The 19804-nt window shown below is 69.2% G+C and carries 16 protein-coding genes and 2 pseudogenes; 8 read left to right on the top strand and 10 right to left on the bottom strand.

Translation table 11 applies throughout. The features are described 5' to 3' along the window. Positions 1-15: 15 nt before the first annotated feature. Complete coding sequence (locus HUT19_RS34535) at positions 16-648, bottom strand: response regulator transcription factor (RefSeq protein WP_176184238.1); 633 nt, start codon at positions 646-648, stop codon at positions 16-18. Further along, entirely contained in the window at positions 645-1781 is a 1137-nt protein-coding gene (locus HUT19_RS34530) for a GAF domain-containing protein (protein WP_176184236.1), read from the bottom strand. Before HUT19_RS34530 ends, HUT19_RS34535 begins: the two co-directional genes overlap by 4 nt. Before the next feature lie 267 nt (positions 1782-2048). Here HUT19_RS34530 and HUT19_RS34525 point away from each other — a divergent pair, with 267 nt between their 5' ends. Genes HUT19_RS34525 through HUT19_RS34515 form a run of 3 tightly spaced genes read left to right on the top strand, consistent with a single transcriptional unit; the run spans position 2049 to position 5753 of the window. Continuing rightward, on the top strand, positions 2049-3695 hold the full coding sequence (locus tag HUT19_RS34525) for a long-chain fatty acid--CoA ligase (protein WP_176184234.1): 1647 nt from the start codon (positions 2049-2051) through the stop codon (positions 3693-3695). A 52-nt stretch (positions 3696-3747) separates the two neighbouring features. Continuing rightward, entirely contained in the window at positions 3748-4149 is a 402-nt protein-coding gene (locus HUT19_RS34520) for a DUF485 domain-containing protein (RefSeq protein ID WP_176184232.1), read from the top strand. Next, complete coding sequence (locus HUT19_RS34515) at positions 4146-5753, top strand: cation acetate symporter (protein ID WP_176184230.1); 1608 nt, start codon at positions 4146-4148, stop codon at positions 5751-5753. Before HUT19_RS34520 ends, HUT19_RS34515 begins: the two co-directional genes overlap by 4 nt. A gap of 78 nt (positions 5754-5831) precedes the next feature. On the opposite strand, the gene HUT19_RS34510 is transcribed toward HUT19_RS34515, so the two are convergent. The 8 genes from HUT19_RS34510 to HUT19_RS34475 form a co-directional block, all read right to left on the bottom strand. Then, positions 5832-6881 carry a phosphotransferase family protein gene (locus tag HUT19_RS34510; protein ID WP_176184228.1) on the bottom strand — a complete coding sequence of 350 codons (1050 nt, stop codon included), beginning with the start codon at positions 6879-6881 and terminating at the stop codon, positions 5832-5834. Positions 6882-6887: 6 nt separating this feature from the next. Beyond that, positions 6888-8147: an acyl-CoA dehydrogenase family protein gene (locus HUT19_RS34505; protein ID WP_176184226.1), complete on the bottom strand. Its 1260-nt coding sequence runs from the start codon at positions 8145-8147 to the stop codon at positions 6888-6890. Next, the gene (locus HUT19_RS34500; protein WP_176184224.1) at positions 8134-8955 is read right to left on the bottom strand and encodes an enoyl-CoA hydratase-related protein; all 822 of its coding nucleotides are present in this window, start codon (positions 8953-8955) and stop codon (positions 8134-8136) included. The genes HUT19_RS34505 and HUT19_RS34500 overlap by 14 nt, the downstream gene beginning before the upstream one ends. Further along, positions 8952-9770 (bottom strand): SDR family oxidoreductase, encoded by an 819-nt coding sequence (locus tag HUT19_RS34495; protein ID WP_176184222.1) that lies wholly within the window; start codon positions 9768-9770, stop codon positions 8952-8954. Before HUT19_RS34495 ends, HUT19_RS34500 begins: the two co-directional genes overlap by 4 nt. A 278-nt stretch (positions 9771-10048) precedes the next feature. Then, positions 10049-10741, bottom strand: a complete 693-nt coding sequence (locus HUT19_RS34490; RefSeq protein WP_176184220.1) for a TetR/AcrR family transcriptional regulator — start codon at positions 10739-10741, stop codon at positions 10049-10051. Positions 10742-10939: 198 nt separating this feature from the next. Beyond that, positions 10940-12466, bottom strand: coding sequence for a class I adenylate-forming enzyme family protein (locus tag HUT19_RS34485; RefSeq protein ID WP_176184218.1), 1527 nt, complete (start codon positions 12464-12466; stop codon positions 10940-10942). Between the two features lie 205 nt (positions 12467-12671). Continuing rightward, a complete protein-coding gene (locus HUT19_RS34480; RefSeq protein ID WP_176184216.1) occupies positions 12672-13319 on the bottom strand; it encodes an HAD family phosphatase in 648 nt (215 codons plus the stop codon). 73 nt (positions 13320-13392) lie between these two features. Continuing rightward, complete coding sequence (locus HUT19_RS34475) at positions 13393-14592, bottom strand: acetyl-CoA C-acyltransferase (protein WP_176184214.1); 1200 nt, start codon at positions 14590-14592, stop codon at positions 13393-13395. A gap of 394 nt (positions 14593-14986) precedes the next feature. On the opposite strand from HUT19_RS34475, the gene HUT19_RS43510 reads away from it, so the two are divergent. The 5 genes and pseudogenes from HUT19_RS43510 to HUT19_RS34465 all read left to right on the top strand — a co-directional run bounded on the left by HUT19_RS43510 (position 14987) and on the right by HUT19_RS34465 (position 19729). Continuing rightward, on the top strand, positions 14987-16681 hold the full coding sequence (locus HUT19_RS43510; RefSeq protein ID WP_254885932.1) for an RHS repeat domain-containing protein: 1695 nt from the start codon (positions 14987-14989) through the stop codon (positions 16679-16681). 93 nt (positions 16682-16774) lie between these two features. Continuing rightward, a pseudogene (locus tag HUT19_RS43505) lies at positions 16775-17920 on the top strand (type IV secretion protein Rhs); the annotation flags it as partial. 331 nt (positions 17921-18251) lie between these two features. Further along, positions 18252-18554, top strand: a pseudogene (locus HUT19_RS43500) (hypothetical protein); the annotation flags it as partial. Positions 18555-18572: 18 nt separating this feature from the next. Continuing rightward, entirely contained in the window at positions 18573-19391 is an 819-nt protein-coding gene (locus HUT19_RS43490) for an RHS repeat-associated core domain-containing protein (RefSeq protein ID WP_254886268.1), read from the top strand. Continuing rightward, positions 19388-19729: a hypothetical protein gene (locus tag HUT19_RS34465; RefSeq protein WP_176184212.1), complete on the top strand. Its 342-nt coding sequence runs from the start codon at positions 19388-19390 to the stop codon at positions 19727-19729. The genes HUT19_RS43490 and HUT19_RS34465 overlap by 4 nt, the downstream gene beginning before the upstream one ends. Positions 19730-19804 lie beyond the last annotated feature (75 nt).

Below are 19804 nucleotides of genomic sequence, written 5' to 3'. Positions count from 1 at the left end.
GGGCCCTAGAGGGCCCTAGAGGATGCCGCGCTCACTGGCGCGGGCGAGAGCCTCGACGCGGTTGCGTGCGCCCAGCTTCTCCAGCGTCCGCTGGAGATACGTCTTGACGGTGTTCCGGGTCAGCCCCAGGACGTCGGCGATCTCCGGATTGGTCTCGCCCATCGCCACCCGGCGCAGGATCTCGTACTCGCGCCGGGTCAGGCCGCTGTCCTTCAGCCGTTTGGTCAGCAGCGCATTGAGGAGATCTTCCGGGCTGGTGCGGACCACCCGTTCCCCGGCGTGGACACGGCGGACGACGTCCACCAGATCGGACCGGTCCGCGTCCTTGACGACGACGGCATGCGCTCCGGCGTCGAGCGCCTCCTGCAAGGCCGCGTGGTCGGGGAAGGCAGTGAAGATCACCACTTTGACGCCGGGCACATGCGTCCGCATCCCCCGGATCACCTCGGGGGCGAGCATGTCGGGCAGCCGCAGATCGAGCAGGACGACATCCGGCTTCAGCCGTTCGACCTCGCTGATCGCGGCCCGGCCGGAGCTGGCGTATCCGGACACGGTGATCCAGGAGGTGTTCCCCAGCGCCAGTGCGACGCCGTCCCGGACGATCGGGTGGTCGTCCACGACCAGGACGCGTACGGTCGGTTCGCTCATGCCGGAATCCACGCCTGCACGCTGACGCCGCCGTCCTCGTTGCGGAGCACATGGACCTCGCCGCCCAGCCGTCCCAGGCGCTCGGACATGGCGGACAGGCCGAGGCCGCCCGAGAACCCATACGCCGGCGGCGGGCCGACGCCGTCATCGGCGACGGTCACGCACACGCCCCCGGACAAGGTGAAGGCGCTCACCACGACGGAGCGGGCCCGTGCGTGCTTCTCGACGTTCAGCAGCGCCTCCCGCGTCACGTCCTTGAACGCCTTGATATGGGCCGGGGAAAGGCTGGGCACCTCGGTGACGGTGATGAATCGGGCGATGATCCCGGTGCGTTCCTGGAACGCCCGGCAGTCGCCGCGCAGCGCGACGCCGAGGGCCACCTGCTCCGGTGGCGCGCTGAGCGCGTGCAGCGATACGCGCAGCGCGGCGGCGGCCTGGGTGGCCTGCTCCTTGAGGTCGTTGAGGCGGGTGTGCGCGCTGTCCCCGTCCGGCAGCTCGTCGGCCAGGGTGCGGATGCCCGCCCCGATGGAGAACAGCATGGCTCCCACCGTGTCGTGGAGCTCCAGCGCGATCCGGCGCCGCTCCTCGTGCACGGCGATCTCGGCGGCGTGGCGGGCGCGCTCCGCCGTCACGGCGGCGGTCGCCGCCCGGCTCGCCGCCTGTTCCAGGGCCTGGGTGGTGCGGTCGCCGAGCGCGGAGGTCTCGCGGTTCGAGCCGTAGAGGACACTCAGCAGCCGGCCCTCGTGGAGCACGGGCACCGCGATCATCGCTCCCAGGCCCTCCGTCTCGGCCTGGGCGTTGAAGTCGTGCGTAATGGTGTCGGAACGGCGGTAGTCACTGACCCACAGCGGGCGGCGCCGGAGGAGTACCTGCCCCCCGAGCCCGCATCCGTGGGGTACGACCAGACCGTTCACAGCGGGTGTCCGCGCGTTGACCGTGTGGCCGAGCACGATGCGGTCCCCGCCGTCCGGCTCGCCCAGCCAGGCCACGTCCACCCCGCTGAGTTCAGGCACCTCGTCCACGATCCGGCGCATCGCGATGGACTGGTCGAGCATGGCAAGGATCTCGCCGTATCCCTCGGTGAGCTCGAGCAGAACGTCGGGCATTGGCTCGTTCTGTCTCTTGTCTGCCACGTCCGTCATGGTAGGTCGCCTCCCGGGGAGCGGACCAGCGGCGGCCACGCACATTACTGCCTTGCATCCTGACCTGCCGCCGCGGCCGGGACCATCTCCGAATGGAGACCTCCGAAGTGGCACCTCCCCCTGGAGCTACCCATGCGCACCGGCTGCCCCCAAGATCACGCCACGAGGCCCGCCGGCTCCTCCGCCGCCGTCCCCCACCGCGCGCCCGGCACCCCTCACACCTGAGCCGTTGCCCCGACGCAAAGGATGACCTTGGAGATGTCCAGCCGTCCCCTTGTTCCCAGCACCATGCAGAACACGCAGCTGCTGGTCCGCAGGCTGCTGGAGAACGGCGCGCGCCTGCACAGTGACAGCGAAGTGATCACTGCCACCGACGACGGCACCAGGAGTGCGTCCTTCGCCCGCGTCGGCCGCAACGCCGCCAGGCTGGCGCACGCACTGACCGACCTCGGCGTGCGGCCGGGCGACCGGGTCGCCACGTTCATGTGGAACAACCAGGAGCACCTGGAGGCGTATCTCGCCGTGCCCGCCATGGGCGCCGTGATCCACCCCCTGAACATCCGCCTCTTCCCGGAACAGCTCACCTACATCGCCCACCACGCCGAGGACACCGTCGTCATCGTCGACGGCTCCCTGCTGAAGGCCTTCGCCGCGCTGGTGCCCGATATGCCCACGGTGCGGCACATCATCGTCAGCGGAGAGGCACCGGCTTCGGCCCTGCCCGACGGCCCGGCGCACGTCCATGACTACGGACGGCTGCTGGAGAACCGGCCGGACAGCTACGACTGGCCCGACCTGGACGAGAACCAGGCAGCGGGGATGTGCTACACCTCCGGCACCACGGGCAACCCCAAGGGGGTCGTCTACAGCCACCGCTCGCTGTACCTGCACTCACTGGGCATCAGCCTGCCCGACGTCATGGACATCTCCGCCCGGGACCGGCTGCTCGTCATCGTCCCGCAGTTCCACGCCCAGGCCTGGGGCCTGCCGTACGCGGCGTTCCTGACCGGAGCCTCGCTCGCCATGCCCGACAGGTTCCTGGCCCCCGCGCCGCTCGCCGGGTTCATCGCCGCCTCCCGACCCACCAAGGGATGCGGTGTGCCCACCGTGTGGCAGGGCCTGGCCAACCATGTCCTGGAGCACCCCGAGGCCGATGTCTCCAGCCTCCAGGAGGCCGTCGTGGGCGGCTCCTCCTGTCCGCCCTCCCTGATGCGGACCTTCGAGGACAGCTTGGGGATCCGGCTGCTGCACGTCTGGGGCATGACCGAGATGTCGCCGCTGGGCACCCTCGCCCGTCCGCCCGAGGGCGCCGAGGGCGAGGACGCCTGGCGCTACCGGCTCAGCCAGGGCCGCTTCCCGGCACCGGTGGAGGCGCGGCTCATCGGCCAGGACGGGGCCGTTCTGCCCTGGGACGGCAAGAGCGTGGGCGAACTGGAGGTGCGCGGCCCGTGGATCACCGGCTCGTACTACCTCGACAACGACCCCGAGAAGTTCCACGACGGCTGGCTGCGCACCGGTGACGTGGGAATGATCAGCGCCGACGGCTTCCTCACGCTCACCGACCGGGCCAAGGACGTGATCAAGTCCGGCGGGGAGTGGATCTCCTCCGTCGAGCTCGAGAACCACCTCATGGCCCATCCGGACGTGGCCGAGGCATGCGTCGTCGGCGTCCCGGACGACAAGTGGGGAGAGCGCCCCCTGGCCACGGTGGTGCTCCGGGACGGCCGCACGGTGGCCTATACGGAGCTGCGCGGCTTCCTGGCCGGGAAGGTCGCGGCATGGCAGCTCCCGGAGCGCTGGGCGCTGGTACACGAGGTGCCGAAGACCTCGGTCGGCAAGTTCGACAAGAAGACCCTGCGCAGGCAGTACGCGGACGGAGAGCTGAAGACCGACGTCATCGCGTAGCCCCGCTCCCCGTGATCATCCGTTCCCGTTCCCAGGACACACCATGAGCCGCATGCCCGAACGTCCCGAACACGATCCCCAGGAGGCGCTGGGCCGTTATCGCAGCGGTCTCGACTACGGGGGTCCGCGGCGGGAACCGGCTCCGTCCCCCGTCGGACCTCACCCCGCCGACCCGGACCTGCGGCGGCTGCGAGCGGCACGCCGGCGCCCGGTCTTCACCGTCGTGGGGGTCGTCGTCGGCCTGTACGTGATCAACGCCCTGCTGGCCAGCGAGGTGCGCAGCGTGATGGCCGTACAGGTCGCCGGACCGCTGAACTTCGGTCTGGGTCTGGCCCTGTTCCAGTGCGTCACCACCGTCTGGGCGATCCGCTGGTACGCCCGTCACGCCACAACCGTCCTGGACCACGGGAGCCGCCTGGGCGCGCAGGCCAAGCAGCGGAGGCACGCGCGGTGACCACAGCGCAGCGGCTCACCGACACCGGATCGTTCCCAGTGTTCGTGGTCTTCGCCATCTTCGTCTCCGGCACCCTCTTCCTGGCCATCTGGGTCGCGTCGGACCGCATCACGCCCGGCGACTTCTACATCGGCGACGGCCTGCTGGCCCCGGCGCGCAACGGTATCGCCCTCTTCGGCGACTACATGTCCGCCGCGACGTTGCTCGGCACCCCCGGCCTGATCGCGTTGACGGGCTACGACGGCATCGCCTATCTCCTGGGACCGGTCGTCGCCTGGATCGTGATACTTCTGCTGATCGCCGAGCCGTTCCACAGCACCGGGCGGTACACGGTCGGCGACGTCCTCGCGCGGCGTCTGCGCCCGCGGCCGGTGCACCGGGCCGCGGGGGTCACCACACTTGTCATCTCCCTGGCGTACCTGATCGCCCAACTGGTCGGCGCCGGGGTGCTGGCCGCACCGATCCTGGGTCTGACCGGGCGGGGCGCGCAGCAGGCGGTGGTCGCCTCGCTCGGGGTACTGATGATCATTTACGTGGTGATCGGCGGTATGCGGGCCACCACCGTGGTGCAGCTGGTCAAGGCCGTCATGCTGCTGGCCGGAGGCATCGTCCTGGCCGTCCTGGTGATGTCGAAGGTCGGCTGGAACCCGGCGGAGCTGCTGAACCGGGCGGCGGACGGCAGCGGCCTGGGGGAGGCGCTCCTGCAACCCGGCGTGCGGTACGGCGACGACGGTACGGGCAAGCTGGACTCGCTGAGCCTTCAGCTGGCGCTCGTCCTGGGCGCCGCCGGACTGCCGCACCTGCTCATGCGGCTCAACGCGGTACCCACCGCGCGTGCGGCGCGCGGCTCGGTCCAGTGGGCGGCCTATCTGACACTGGCGTTCTGCCTCATGGCCGGGGTGCTGGGGTTCGGCGCGGTGGCGCTGCTCGGCCGCGAGGACATCACGGCCGACAGCGCTTCGGGGAATTCGGCCGTACTGCTCCTGGCCGAGTTCCTCGGCGGGCCGTTCCTGCTCACCGTCATCTCATGTGTCGCCTTCACCACCATCCTGGCCGTGGTCGCCGGGACCGTGCTGGCCGCCTCGACCGCGCTGGCGCACGACCTCTACCAGGCCGGGTTCAAGCGCGGTACGGCATCGGAGCAGAGTGAACTCCTCGTCGCCAAGGGCGCGGTAGTGCTCCTCGGTCTCACCGCGACGGGGCTGTCCATGTACGCCCAGGGCCTGAACATCTCGTTCCTGGTGGGCCTCGTCTTCGCCGTCGCGGGGTCCACCGTCCTGCCGGCCCTCGTCTACACCCTGTACTGGCGGGGTTTCACCACCACCGGGGCGCTCTGGGGCCTGTACGGGGGACTGTTCTCCTCTGTCCTGCTGGTGCTGCTCTCCCCCGCGATGTCAGGAGATGCGGCCTCGCTGCTGCCGTCCGTGGACCTCGTGGTCTTCCCGCTCAGCAACCCCGCGGTGGTCTCGATCCCGCTCGGGTTCCTCCTGGGCTGGCTGGGATCGGTCCTGGACCGCGGGGAGCCGGGCGGGGCGGAGTTCGCCGAGACCGAGGCCCGGATCCTCACGGGGGCCGGGGCACGCCCGGACGACGATCCGGTGTGACGGAAGGCGGCCGGTCCGGCGTACCGCCGGACCGGCCGCCCGCCGGTGTTCCGCACTGGTCGATATCGCCGGTACCGCTCAGATCCCGGCTTCATCGGCGATCCGGCACGCCTTGTCCACGATTGCATCGATACGTGCCACCGTGGGCGTGCCCGTCGCGCTCTTGTTCTTCGGTTCGTCGATCGCTCGCCTCATCACACCCTCGCCGATCACCGCCACCTTCCACAGGCCCAGCACATGCCAGAACTGCAGTGCAGCCGGGTCCCGGCCGGTTTCGGTCAGGTACACCTGGGCGAGCTCGGCACGGTCCGGGAAGCCTTCGAGGACGGAGGCGGCAAAATCGCCCCCGGTCTCCTCCTCTCCCGGTTCCGGCCAGTACGCCAGCAGGCTGCCCATGTCCGCCAGCGGATCCCCCAGCGTCGACAGCTCCCAGTCGAGCGCCGCGGTCACCTCGCCGCTGTCGTAGGCGGTGATGACGTTGCGCAGATGGAAGTCGCCGTGTACGAGCGTCAGTTCGCGCTGCTCCGGGACGGCCGCGGCAAGGCGCCGGGTGAGGTCCTCGAGGGCGGGCAGCTCGCGGGTCCTGGACCTCTCCCACTGGCCCGACCACCGCTTGAGCTGACGCTGCGCATACGGCTTGTGGCCGGCCAGACCGGTCAGCCCGGCCGCCTCGAGGTCAACCGCGTGGATCTTCGCCAGCGTCCGCGGCAGCGACAACCCGATCGCCCGGCGGCGCTCGGGCGCCAACGACCGCGCGATCGGCATCGTGTCGACGACCAGGCCGTCCACGAACTCCATGAGCAGCAGCGGGACGTCGCTCACGGCCGTGTCCTCGGTCAGCCCGAACACCCGCGGGGTCGGGACGGCGGTGCCCTCCAGCGCGGTCAGAATCCGCGCCTCGCGTGCCACGTCGTGCGCCGAGGCCAGCAGGCGACCCAGCGGTGGGCGCCGCAGCACCCACCGGCGGCCGTCCTGGTCCCGTACCAGGTAGGTCAGATTCGACTGGCCGAGCCCGATCCGGTCGAAGACAAGCGGACCGGCGAAGTCGACGCAGAGGGCCTCGAACCAGCGGCTCACCGCCCCGGGGTCGATTCCGGCCGGGCGACCGGTGGGAGCGAGTCCCGCCATCTCAGTTCACCGCTGCCGTGTGGCCGGGGTGCCCGTGCCGCTCTCCGCCGCGGTGGCCCCGTCGGGGTACTGCCGCAGTTCGTGTTTGGCGATGGCCCGCTTGTGGACCTCGTCGGGACCGTCCGCCAGCCGCAACGTGCGCAGGTGCGCGTACATCATCGCCAGCGGGAAGTCATCGGTCACTCCCGCTCCCCCGTGCACCTGGATCGCCCGGTCGACGATCTTCAACGCGATGTCCGGGGCGGCCACCTTGATGGCCGCGATCTCGGTGCGCGCTTCCTTGTTCCCGACCGTGTCCATCAGATACGCGGCCTTGAGCGTGAGCAGGCGGATCATCTCGATGTCGATACGCGCCTCCGCGATCCAGTCCTGGATATTGGACCGGTCGGCGACCGGACGGCCGAACGTCACCCGTGACCGCGCGCGCCTGCACATCAGCTCCAGCGCCCGCTCGGCCGCACCGATCGCCCGCATGCAGTGGTGGATACGACCGGGCCCGAGCCGGGCCTGGCTGATCGCGAAGCCCTCGCCCTCGCCCTTGAGTACGTCCTTGGCCGGCACCCGTACGTCGGCGAAGTCGATTTCGGCGTGCCCCTCACGGTCCTGGTAGCCGAACACCGGCAGCCCGCGCATCACCGTGATCCCGGGGGCGTCTATGGGTACGACCATCATCGACTGCTGCCGGTGCGGGGCAGCGGTGGGATCCGTCTTCCCCATGACGATGAGCACCTTGCAGTTGCGGTGCAGGGCGTTGGACGCGAACCACTTGCGGCCGTTGAGCACGTACTCGTCGCCGTCGCGCTCCATCCGCAGCTCGATATTGGTGGCGTCCGAACTGGCGACCCGCGGCTCGGTCATCGCGAACGCCGAAGCCATCGTCCCGTCGAGCAGGGGCTTCAGATACTTCTCCTTGTGCTCGTCGCTGCCGAACAGCGTGAGCACCTCCATGTTGCCGGTGTCCGGAGCGTTGCAGTTGCATGCCTCGGAGGCGATGTGGCTGCGCCCCATGATCTCGGCCAGCGGCGCGTACTCGAGATTCGTCAGCCCCGGGCCCCACTCGGGGTGCGGGTGGAAGAGGTTCCACAGTCCGCGCCTGCGTGCCTCCGCCTTGAGGTCCTCGATGATCGGCGGATGGAAGTTCGGGTCGCCCGACGCGCGCATCTGCTCGTGGTACACCGCCTCAGCGGGGTAGACGTGCGAATCCATGAACTCGAGCAGATCGGCCTGGTACTTCTTGGCGCGATCCGACACATCAAAGAGGGACATCTGAACTCCTGGCAGGTAGGGAGGGAAAGGTCGGTGGGCGCTTGTCGAGATGGCTGGCCACGCCTTCGATGACATCCGCCCCGCGGAAGGCCTGGAGCATGAGGCCTTCCGCCCGGGTCACCGAGTCGGCGTAGGTGCCGTCCGCGTCGTCGCGCAGTTGGCTCTTGATGGTGGCCATGGAGCCCGGGGAGCAGCGCGCCGCCAGATCGGCGGCGTACGCGACAGCGGCGTCGACCACACTGCCGGTGGGGACCAGGTGGTCGAGGAGTCCGATGCGGAACGCCTCCTCGGCGTCCACCATGCGGCTCGACAGCAACAGGTCCATGGCCCTGCTGTGCCCGACCAGCCGGGGCAACAGCCAGGAGATCCCGTACTCGGCGATCAGCCCGCGCTGCGCGAAGGCCGTGGTGAACCGGGCCGAGGGCGAGCCGAAGCGAATGTCGCAGTAGAGCGCCTCGACCATGCCCAGGCCCGCGGCGACCCCGCCCACCGCGCCGATCAGCGGTTTGCGCAGCGTCAGCGGCACGTCGCGGGGCCGGCGGCGCGCCATGTCCTCCGCAGAGACCTCGCCGATCTCGCCGACCGACCGCAGCTGCTGGAGGTCCGCACCGGCGCAGAATCCGCGTCCCGCGCCGGTGACCACGACGGCGCGTACGTCCGGGTCGTCCTCGGCGGCGTCGAGCAGCGTGAAGTAGCGGTCTTCGAGTTCACCGGTCCAGGCGTTCAGCTTGGCGGGCCGGTTGAACGTGAGCACCAGCACGGGCCCGCGGTGTTCGGCGAGGACGAGCTCGTCCGGCGAGCCGGTCATGTCTGCTCCAGCAGGGAGCTCTGGTAGCGGCGCATCCCGCGCAGCCACCGGTCGTAGTCCGAGCCCTTGTGCCGGTACATGTCCAGAACGTCTTCGTGCGGCAGGATCAGGAAGCGCTCGTCCTCGATCGCGGCGAGGACGATGTCGGCGACCTCGGCCGGCTCGAGGACGTCCCCCGCGGATGTGACGGCCCGCGTGGCCGCTGCCCCCAGGACGTCCCCGGAGTCCTTCCCCGAGTACAGCAACGTGGTGTTCACCCCCATGGGGCACAGACAGCTGACGCGGATCCCACGATCGCCGTAGGTGACACTCAGCCATTCGGCGAAGCCGACGGCCGCGTGCTTGGTGACGGCGTACGTGGCGGAGCCGATCTGGGTGAGCAGCCCGGCCGCCGAGGCGGTGCTGACGAAGTAGCCTTCGCCGCGCTCGAGCCATCCCGGCACCAGCAGCCTCGCCGCGCGGATATGGGCTCGCAGGTTCACGTCGATGGACAGGTCCCAGTCGTCCTCGCTCGCGTCGAGGCCGGGTGCCCCGGCGATGCCCGCGTTCGCGAAGTAGAGGTCGACCGGGCCGAAGGAGCTCTCCGCCAGGGCGATCAGCTGCTGGATCTGGGCGGTGTCCGACACGTCCGCGCCGGCGCTGACCGTGCCGCCCGGATGGTGGGCGTTGACTCTCTCGGATACCGCCCGTGCGGTATCCGCGTCGAGGTCGGCGACGACGACCCGGGCTCCTTCGCGGGCGAGCCGGGTGGCCAGCGCGCCGCCGATGCCACCACCGCCACCGGTGACGATGGCGACTTTTTGCGCAACGTTCACAGCGAACCCTCTCCGTGGCCGGGCTTGCGGTACAGGGGCACGGTCCGAGACATGACCGTGGTCCCGCCCCATCTGTATAATTGAATCCGACGTCAAGTTCAATAGCTGGGGATGCCTCACCACGTGGCGGAGAGCGCCTCGCCCCACGGGGATCCAGAAGCGGACCGGCGCCCGTCACCGGACACACGGGAGAGGGCCACCGGGCGACCGCCCGTCGAGCGGTCGCGGGCGGCAGGTTCCGCAACGGCGGGTACTACGGCCGGATCAGCGGGACCGGATCAGCGGTGGCCGGGGAACCGCAGGGCGTTCGCCCAGAGCCGGGTGACCGTGGAGACGAGTTCCTCGAAGTCCACCGGCGCACCTTCGCCTTGCCTTCCGCCGAGCGCGAAGGTGTTGTAGGCCATCAGGCTGACCATGCCCGACAGCGCGCGGGAGGCCATCATCGGATCGACCCCGGGGTCAGCGACCCCCCGCGTCTGAAGGTCGGCGATGCCGCGGGCGTTACGGCGGACGAACGCATCCGCACGCCGACGCCGGAACTCTTGGAACTCCGGCTCCACCTGGGCGACCTGCTCCAGCAGCCCCATCAGCTTCGCGTTCCGCTTGTATGCCTCGAGATACGCGCGATTACTCGCCTCGAGTACCGCGTACGGATCGTCGGTACCCTGCACCCGGCCCATGCCGGGGTGCATCATGTCCTCCTGCGCCTCCAGGAGGACGGCGGCAAGCACCTCTTCCTTGTTGGCGAAGTAGGTGTAGAAGGATCCCGCCGCACACCGGGCCTCTTTGGTGATGTCGGTCAGGCGGGTGTCGAGGTAACCGTCCCGCTCGAACACCTTCCGCGCGGCCTTCACCAAGGCGGCGCGGGTCCGCGCTCCACGCTTCGTCGCGGGCGGTTCGCGAAGCGACGAGAGAGGCGCCATCGGCGGTGCCTCCTCGCCGCAATTCTCCTCGGGCGCGGTGGTGTCCATCCGGGGAAGTGTACTTGAATCCGACGTCAGAGCCATGAAAGCGGGCCCCCTGGTGCGCGCGACGCGTGGTCGGTTCCGGCGACCGCGAACGGCGCGGAAGACGCCTCAGGACGGGTCGGCGCCGTACCCGGCCAACTCCGCTGCGCGCCATAGCCGTTCCAGCGCGGGACGCGACACCACTCGTCCGGCGGAGGATGTTCAGCCCCGGCGGGCCGGCACATCGCCGGGCGCGTGGGCGCGGGCCAGCTCCGTACGGTCGATGGAACGCTTGAGGATCTTCCCGCTCGGGCCCTTGGGCAGCTCGTCGACGAACCGGATGATGCGCGGGACCTTGTAGGCGGACAGTCGCTCGCGTGTCCAGTTCGACACCTCGTCGGCACCGAGCTCCGAACCGGGCCGGGCGGCGATGAGCGCGGCGACTTCCTCGCCGTAGTGGTCGTCGGGAACGCCGATCACGGCCGCCTCGACGATGTCCGGGTGGTCGTAGAGAACTTCCTCGACCTCACCGGGGTAGACGTTGTAGCCGCCGCGGATGATCAAGTCCTTGATCCGGTCGACTATGCGCAGGTCGCCGTCCGTGTCGGTTTCACCCAGATCGCCGGTCCGGAACCAGCCGTCGGGCGAGATCGCCGCGGCGGTGTCCGCCGGCCGGTTCCAGTAGCCGCGCATCACCGTGGGCCCCTTGATGTGGACCTCGCCGACGGTACCCGGCGCACATTCGTTGCCGTCGACGTCACGCACCTGGACCCGCAGCCCCGGGACCGCCCGGCCGGTGTAGCCGGTCTTGCCGCCGCGGTCGATGTCGTTGAAGGTGCCCAACGCGGTGGTCTCGGTGAGCCCATAGCCTTCGAGGATGACGCAGCCGAAGCGGGCCTCGAAGGCCCGGGCGATCTCCCCGGGCAGCGACGCGCCGCCGGAGACGGCGACACGGAGTCCGGCGAAGTCCGCCGGGTCCGCATCACCCGACGCGTTCAGGATCGCGTTCCACATGGTCGGTACGCCGGCCATGATGGTGAGCCGGTCGCGGCGCAGCATCTCCAGCATCGACGCCGGGTCGAATCGGGCCAGCAACGACAGCGAGCCGCCCGCGGTCAAGGTCGCCATCATGACCGACGCCTGGCCGAACACGTGGAACAGCGGGAGTCCGGTGCCGGTACGGTCGGCGCTCGATCCGCGGCAGCACTGGGCGCCGATCTCCCCGGCGGACAACAGGTTCCCGACCGTGAGCTGGGCGCCCTTCGGCCGTCCCGTGGTACCCGAGGTGTACAGGATGGCCGCGGTCTCATCGCGGTCCCGGTCGACGACCGGGGTGGCTGCGGTATCGGGCACGGGCGCGCCCGGGGTCAGCGTCCAGGAGGGCACCTTGAGCGCCTCGGCCGCCTCGGCGACGGCGGGGCCGAGGCCGTGCCATGCGATCGCCAACGAGCAACCGGCGTCGCCGAGGACGTACTCGGCTTCGGCCCGGGTGGACATCGTGTTGATCGGCACCGCAACACAGCCGGCGGCCTGGATCCCGAGGTAGGCCACCACGAACTCGGGTACCGACGGCGCCACGAGCAGCACCCGGTCCCCGGGCGACAGGCCCTCGGCGGCCAGGGCACCCGCGTACCGTGCGCTCGCGTCACGCAGCTGCCGGTAGGTCCACTGATCCGCACCGCCGCGCAGCGCGATGTGGTCCGGAGTCTCAGCGGCGTGGCGGCGGACCGGGTCGAAAACACTGGACATGGGCGGTGCCTTCCAGGGGTGTGAGCAGGTGATCGGGCACGGACCTCACCCTCGTCCAGCAGTAGACTTGAATCCGGCCTCAGCTTCAAGTGTTAGGACACGGAAAGAGGCCGGAGTGGCTGGAGTGTCCGAAGGTGCGTAGCGCCCGTCCCACCGCGGACACGGCGACGCACTACCGCGCACCGCGTACGGCGGCTCGCCTCGGTCAGACGGTGATCCCGAAGCGTTCGGCCAGTTGGCGGCGGGTGTCCGCGGCACTGGTGTGCAGCACGCCCCCGATTCCGATCCGCGCCGCTCCGTCGAGGTTCTGCCGCAGATCGTCGATCATGACCGCCTCCTCGGGGGAGACACCGAGGCGTTCACAGGCGATGGCGTAGATCCGCCGGGACGGCTTACGGATCCCGACCTCCGCGGAGATGACGACCGCGTCAGCCACGGCGGCGAGGTCGACGCCATCGTAGGTTCCGTTCCCGAACGCATTGGAGACCAGCGCAACGGGATACCCGGCGGCGCGAAGATCACCCAGCAGGGCGAGGACATCCTGGTCGATCGACATCCCCGCCTGCATCCGGGCCGTCAGCCCCTCGGCCGGTACATCGGCGCCGTGGGCACGGAGACGCTCGGCGAATCCTCGCTCGAAGGCTTCGGTGTCGATACGGCCGCACTCGTGGTCGACCAGGAGGGTGCGTGCGGACTCGTCCCGGCCGAGGAGGTCCAGCGGTAGGCGCGGGTCGCCGCCGAGCGAGGCGCCGAAGTCATAAAAAGCCCGCAACACACTGGAGGTGATAACCCCGCCGAAGTCCACAAGGACCGCCGTTCGGGCCCTTTCCACCACGCTCGGCACCGTGTCCATACCAGGACCCCTCTCTCTCACAGCCGGCTTCCCACCGGCCGATACGACGGCAGCCGCCGGCTCTCATGAGGACCTAAGCGACCTCGAACAGCCCGGCCGCGCCCATTCCGCCGCCGACGCACATCGAGATCACCACATACCGAACACCCCGGCGCCTGCCCTCGATCAGGGCGTGCCCCACCAGACGGGCACCGGTCATCCCGTACGGATGGCCGACCGAGATCCCGCCGCCATTGACGTTGAACCGCTCCGGATCGATGTGCAGTTCGTCACGGCAGTACAGCGCCTGGGAAGCGAACGCTTCGTTGAGTTCCCACAGCCCGATGTCGTCGATGGTGAGGTCGTGCTGCTTCAGCAGTTTCGGAATGGCGAACACCGGACCGATCCCCATCTCGTCCGGCCCGCAACCGGCGACGGTCATGCCCCGGTACACGCCCAGTGGCTCCAGTCCGCGCCGCTCGGCTTCCTTCGACTCCATCAACACCGACGCCGAGGCCCCGTCCGACAGCTGCGAGGAGTTGCCCGCCGTCACGCTGGAACGCGCCGTCACCTGGCCGTCCGGCAGCACCGGCGCCAGCCCGGCGAGGCCCTCGAGTGTGGTCGACGCCCGGTTGCCCTCGTCCCGGGTCAGGGTCACGGCCTCGTCCCGCACCTCCCCCGACTGCTTGTCCAGGACCTTCTTGACGCTGTCGAGCGCGACGATCTCCTGGTCGAACCGCCCGGCCTGCTGCGCCGCCGCCGTGCGCTGCTGCGACACCAGCGCGAACTCGTCCTGGCGTTCCCGGCTCACGCCGTAGCGTTCGGCGACGATCTCCGCCGTCTGCAACATCGGCATGTAGATGCTCGGCTTGTGCTCGACCAGCCAGGGATCGGCCATGCGATGGGTGTTCATGTGGTCGTTCTGCACCAAGGAGATCGACTCGACACCGCCGCCGACAGCGACCTGCATACCGTCGCCGACGATCTGCTTGGCGGCCGTCGCCATCGCCATCAGGCCCGACGAGCACTGCCGGTCGACCGTCATCCCCGACACGGTGTCCGGGAGTCCGGCACGGAGAGCGGCCTGGCGGGCGACATTGCCACCGGAGGACCCCTGCTGCACGGCACAGCCGAGGATCACGTCTTCGACCTCGCCTCCCTCGAGCCCGGCACGCCGCACCGCGTGCGAGAGGGCATGGGCGGCGAGTTCCTGCGCCTGGGTGTCGTTGAACGCACCGCGGTACGCCTTCCCGATCGGCGTCCGCGCCGTCGAAACGATGACTGCTTCCCTCATGTCGCCTCCATGCGTCCTGTCGGTCCGCCTCGTCCGGACCGCAGGGGGACGGAGCCGGCCTCTCGCTCGTTTATAATTGAATCCGGCGTCAAGTTCAACAAGCCGGCAACGCCGAGACCCTCGCGCTGCCCCTCTCGAGCTGTCGGGAGTGGCCTTGGTTCCGACGGCGGAGCCAGGCGAGCTCTCCAGCACGACCGCGTGCCCGTCGGCCAAAAGCGCCACTCCCCCATGCGAAGATTGATCACGTGTTCGGGGGTATTGATCACGTGTTCAGGGGTGGGGACAGCTCGAGTTCGCCTGAGCGGGATCGCGAACCAACGCCGGCCGCGGCCAACCCGCGGCTGCGCTACGACGGCGGCTGGGAAGCCGACGGCGGGTCCAAGGGAGTGACCGCATGACGCAGAAGGACGCGACCGAGGGCGGCACGAACGAGCGCATACCCCCCAACGCCAAACCCTCCGACGTCATCCCCGGCAGCCCCACCAAGATCGAGGACCTGGCGGTCACACTCCGCGCCTACGCCGGGGCGTTCCAGGACGGGGTCGACCAGCTCGATGTGCTGGCCCTGATGAACTGGACCGGTGCGGCGTCAGAGGGCTTCAAGGGCGCGACGGAGAAGCTGCCCAAGGAACTGTCCTCGGCGAAGAAGTACTTCACCTCCGCCGCCGGTGCGCTGGATTCCTATGCCGGGAAGCTGCGCTCGGTGCAAAAGCGGGTCAAGCCGATCATCGACGACGCCGACGACGCGCGGGCGGCGTCGAAGCACTACTGGCAGCGGGTGAAGGACTACAGCGAGGCGGAGGACCGCAAGGACGATCCCCTGCCGGAAAAGCCCCCGGAGAACGACCCGGGGATGGCCGCGCTGGACGCCTGCTACAAGCGCCTGGACAAACTGGAGGCGGAACTCGAACTCGTCGTCGATGCGGCCAAGCGCACACTCGACACCGCCAGGGAGAAAGCCCCGGACAAACCCGCGGCCCCCGGCGGCGTGGATGCCCTGAAACAGAAGCTGGGAGACTTCTTCGGCGGCGCGAAGGACACCGCCCACGGCTGGTACAAGGAATTCGAGTACCTCGTCGAGGACGGACCGCAAGGGGCCGGGCTACGCCTCGCGGGCATGGCCGACGGGGTCGCCTACGCCGTCGACCACCCCAAGGAGTTCGCCAAAGCCGTCACCAACTGGGACGAATGGCAGCGCAACCCCGCCCGCGCCGCCGGCCAGCTCACTCCCGACCTCCTCCTGGCACTGGCCACCGGCGGCACCGGCGCCATCCGCCGCGGCGGCACCGTGGCCAAGAACGCCGCCCAACGCCTCCTCAACCGCGAACGGGCCCTGAGCCGCGACGGCAAGGCACGCAGACACACCGACGAGAACCCGAACCAGGGCTGCACCCCCGGCAACAAGAAGTGCACCGCCGGTGAGCCGATCGACGTGACCACCGGTGAGATGGTCATGTTCGCCACCGATACCACCCTGCCCGGTGCGCTCCCCCTCGTCCTGGAACGGCACTACGTCTCCGGGCACCCCTGTGGCGGCTGGTACGGCCGCACCTGGGCCGGAACACTGGACCAGCGCCTTGAGATCGATGACGCCGGGGTCGTCTACATATCCGACGACGGCATGCTGCTCACCTATCCCGTGCCGCGGCAGGACGTGCCCACACTTCCCACCTCCGGCCCCCGCTGGCCGCTGTGCTGGGACGGCAAACCGAACGGCACCTTCACCATCACCGCCCCCGAACACAACCGCACCCTCCACTTCACCCCCCTCCCGGCAGCCGGCCGCGAACTCGCCCTGACCGCCATCACCGACCGCACCGGCGACGGCGACCGCATCACCATCAGCTACGACGAGCAGGGCACACCGACACAGATCAACCACTCCGGCGGCTACCGCATCGCCATCGACACCGACCCCACACTCCTGCGCATCACCGCCCTGCGCCTGCTCCACGGCCAGAACCACCAGCACAGCACCACACTGCTCAGCTACGGCTACAACGAAGCCGGAGACCTCAGCGAAGTCATCAACTCCACCGGCAAACCGCTGCGTTACCGGTACGACGACGCACACCGCATCACATCCTAGACCGACCGCAACGGCACCTCCTACGCCTACGTCTACGACCACCGCGGACGTGTCCTGCGCGGCATCGGCCCGGACGGCATCCTCTCCGGCCGCATGCACTACGGCGACGACGACCGCACCAACCGCTACACCGACTCCCAGGGCAACACCACCACCTACGTCCGCAACGAGGCATACAAGGTCATCGCGGAGACCGACCCACTGGGCAACACCACCCACACCGAATGGGACGAGGGCAACCGCCACCCGATCGCCATCACCGACCCCCTGGGCCACACCACCCGCTACCGCTACGACGACCACGACCACCTGATCGCCATCGAACGCCCCGACGGCACCACCGTCCACGCCGTTTACGACGACCAGGACCTCCCCACGGAGCTCCGCGAGCCGAACGGCGCGATCTGGCGCCACACCTACAACGACCGCGGAGACCGCACCTCCACCACCGACCCCACCGGCGCCACCACCCACTACGGTTACAACACCTCAGGCCATCTGACGTCCATCACCGACGCCCTCGGACACACCACCGAGGTCACTCCGAACCCCGCGGGCCTCCCGGTCGCCATCACCAACGCCCTCGGACACACCACCCACGTCCGCCGAGGCCCACACGGCCGGATCACTGCCCTCACCGACCCGCTCGGCCACACCACCCGGCACGGCTGGACCATCGAGGGCAAGCCCGCCTGGCGCGAAACCCCCGACGGCGCTCGAGAAGTGTGGCAGTGGGACACCGAGGGCAATCTCGCCCTCCACACCGACCAGGCCGGACACACCACCAGCTACACCCACACCCACTTCGACCAGCCCGCAACGCGCACCGATCCCGATGGCGCGCACTACGCCTTCGGCTACGACACCGAACTGCGCTTGACCACCGTCACCAATCCCCAAGGGCACGAGTGGCGTTATGAGTACGATCCCGCGGGCCGCCTGATCGCCGAGACCGACTTCAACGGCGTGACCCGCACCTACACCCGCGACGCCGCAGGCCACCTCACCGCGCAGACCAACTCCCTGGGCCAGACGGTGGGTTACGTCCGCGACGCGGGGGGCCACGTGGTCGCCCAGCAGGACAAGACCACCGGCGAGCAGACCACCTACACCTACGACAGCAACGGAACGCTGCTCAGCGCGGCCAACGCGGATGTGCGGTTGGCCTTGGAACGCGATGCGCTCAACCGCGTCGTCGCCGAGACCGTCAACGGCCGCACCACGACCTACACCTATGACGCGGCAGGCAACCGCACCCATCGCATGGCCCCATCGGGCCTGACCTCCGCCTGGACGTACGGCCCAACGGGCCTGCCGGCGACGCTCACCACCGCCGGGCAGACCCTCACCTTCACCCACGACGCCGCGCGCCGCGAAATCGAGCGTGCCACCGGAGCGGTCACCCTCAACCAGACGTGGAACGAATCGGGCCGCCTGACTGCGCAGAGCCTGACCGCCTCCCCCCCAGGGCGGCCTTCTTCAGCATCGTGCCTACAGCTACCGCGCCGACGGCTGGGTCACGCAGGTCCGCGAACTCACCACCGGGACACGCCGCTTCACCCACGACACGATGGGACGGGTGACCGGGGTCCAGGCGCACGGCTGGACGGAGAAGTACGCCTACGACACGTCGGGCAACCAGACCCACGCCACCGCACCGGACCACCCCGCCACCGGCGACCGCACCTACACCGGCGCCCTCATCCGCCATGCGGGGCGGACCACCTACGAGCACGACGCCGCAGGCCGCCTGATCCGCAGAACCCGGAAACTCCTCAACGGCCAGACCCGCACCTGGACCTACACCTGGAACGCCCAGGACCGGCTCGCCAAAGCCACCACCCCCGACGGCCACGAATGGACCTACACCTACGACCCCCTCGGCCGCCGCATGGCCAAAACCGGCCCCGATGGCAACACCGTCACCTTCACCTGGGATGACACACGCCTGGCCGAACGCATAAGCCCGGATGGCACGGTGACGACATGGGATTACGCCCCGGGCACCCACCGCCCCGTATCCCAGTCCCTCCATCGGACACGGACTGCCCGCCCCGAGAACACCGGCTCGATCCTTGCTCTCGCCGACATCCCGCAATCCGATGACGACGCACGTTTCCACGCGATCGTCACGGACCTGGTCGGCACACCCACCGAACTGGTCACCCCCGACGGCACCCTCGCCTGGCAGGCCCGCACCACCCTCTGGGGCACCCTCCTGCCCACCCCACCGGACGATACGGACTGCCCACTCCGATTCCCCGGCCAATACGCCGACCCGGAAACCGGTCTCCACTACAACCACCACCGCTACTACGACCCGGAAACCGCCGGCTACCTCACCCCCGACCCCCTCGGTCTCGCCCCGGCCCCCAATCCCTACTCCTATGTCTCCAACCCCCACACGTGGCAGGACCCCCTCGGCCTCGAAGGCTGTGGAGAACCGCTCACGCCACTGCACCCGGATAGCTCGCTCGACAGGAGTTCACTGGACTTCTGGCACAAGCAGGACACGGAAGACATCGTCTTCTCTTTGAGGCCAGGGGCACATGAGCCACTGATCGTCAAGCCGGACGGCACTATCATGAACGGAAACACCAGGATCGCCGTGCTGCGGTCACGTGGGTACGACGTGGATTCACTGCCTCGCGAATCCTATGGTGGAGGTCGGCCGATGACGGACGAAGATTTCTGGGACATGGACCAATGAGTGCTCGCGACCGCGTACTGGCAATTCTGGATTCGCCATCGAGGGAGACGTTCCTGATCGCCGTGGGCCATCGGCTGGGGATCTCGGCACGCGATATCTTCACCGATGCAGATCCGCGGCGGTTCGCGCAGGCTCAAGCCTGCAACGAAATAATGATCTCCATTTGGTCTCAGCTGTGGGCGACGAAGGAGTCCCGGGGCAGCGGCTACCCGGACCCGGAATTCCTTTCGGCACTGCTGAGCAAGGCCGATGCGGGGGACGCGCGGACACACCTTCGTCATGCGCTGGAAAGCGCCCTGCGAGCGGTGCATGAGGCTGGGACCACCGACGGCTCCTAAAGGCTGGCTCGTGACTCCTGGTCCGGTGCTGCGTCGGGCTTCGTGTGCAGATCGTCACCGCACAACGCCGCGAGC

The organism is Streptomyces sp. NA02950, assembly GCF_013364155.1.
Lineage (GTDB): Bacteria > Actinomycetota > Actinomycetes > Streptomycetales > Streptomycetaceae > Streptomyces.
Note: the sequence above shows the minus strand (reverse complement) of the source record. Positions and strands in the feature narration are given on the sequence as shown.

Bases quoted from the DNA above. Each gene is read 5' to 3' on its own strand.
- HUT19_RS34475 (WP_176184214.1), bottom strand. From the start codon at position 14,592: ATGAGGGAAGCAGTCATCGTTTCGACGGCGCGGACGCCGATCGGGAAG.
- HUT19_RS43490 (WP_254886268.1), top strand. From the start codon at position 18,573: ATGGCCAAAACCGGCCCCGATGGCAACACCGTCACCTTCACCTGGGAT.
- HUT19_RS43510 (WP_254885932.1), top strand. From the start codon at position 14,987: ATGACGCAGAAGGACGCGACCGAGGGCGGCACGAACGAGCGCATACCC.
- HUT19_RS34500 (WP_176184224.1), bottom strand. From the start codon at position 8,955: ATGACCGGCTCGCCGGACGAGCTCGTCCTCGCCGAACACCGCGGGCCC.
- HUT19_RS34535 (WP_176184238.1), bottom strand. From the start codon at position 648: ATGAGCGAACCGACCGTACGCGTCCTGGTCGTGGACGACCACCCGATC.
- HUT19_RS34465 (WP_176184212.1), top strand. From the start codon at position 19,388: ATGAGTGCTCGCGACCGCGTACTGGCAATTCTGGATTCGCCATCGAGG.
- HUT19_RS34520 (WP_176184232.1), top strand. From the start codon at position 3,748: ATGCCCGAACGTCCCGAACACGATCCCCAGGAGGCGCTGGGCCGTTAT.
- HUT19_RS34485 (WP_176184218.1), bottom strand. From the start codon at position 12,466: ATGTCCAGTGTTTTCGACCCGGTCCGCCGCCACGCCGCTGAGACTCCG.
- HUT19_RS34490 (WP_176184220.1), bottom strand. From the start codon at position 10,741: ATGGACACCACCGCGCCCGAGGAGAATTGCGGCGAGGAGGCACCGCCG.
- HUT19_RS34525 (WP_176184234.1), top strand. From the start codon at position 2,049: ATGTCCAGCCGTCCCCTTGTTCCCAGCACCATGCAGAACACGCAGCTG.
- HUT19_RS34505 (WP_176184226.1), bottom strand. From the start codon at position 8,147: ATGTCCCTCTTTGATGTGTCGGATCGCGCCAAGAAGTACCAGGCCGAT.
- HUT19_RS34480 (WP_176184216.1), bottom strand. From the start codon at position 13,319: ATGGACACGGTGCCGAGCGTGGTGGAAAGGGCCCGAACGGCGGTCCTT.
- HUT19_RS34510 (WP_176184228.1), bottom strand. From the start codon at position 6,881: ATGGCGGGACTCGCTCCCACCGGTCGCCCGGCCGGAATCGACCCCGGG.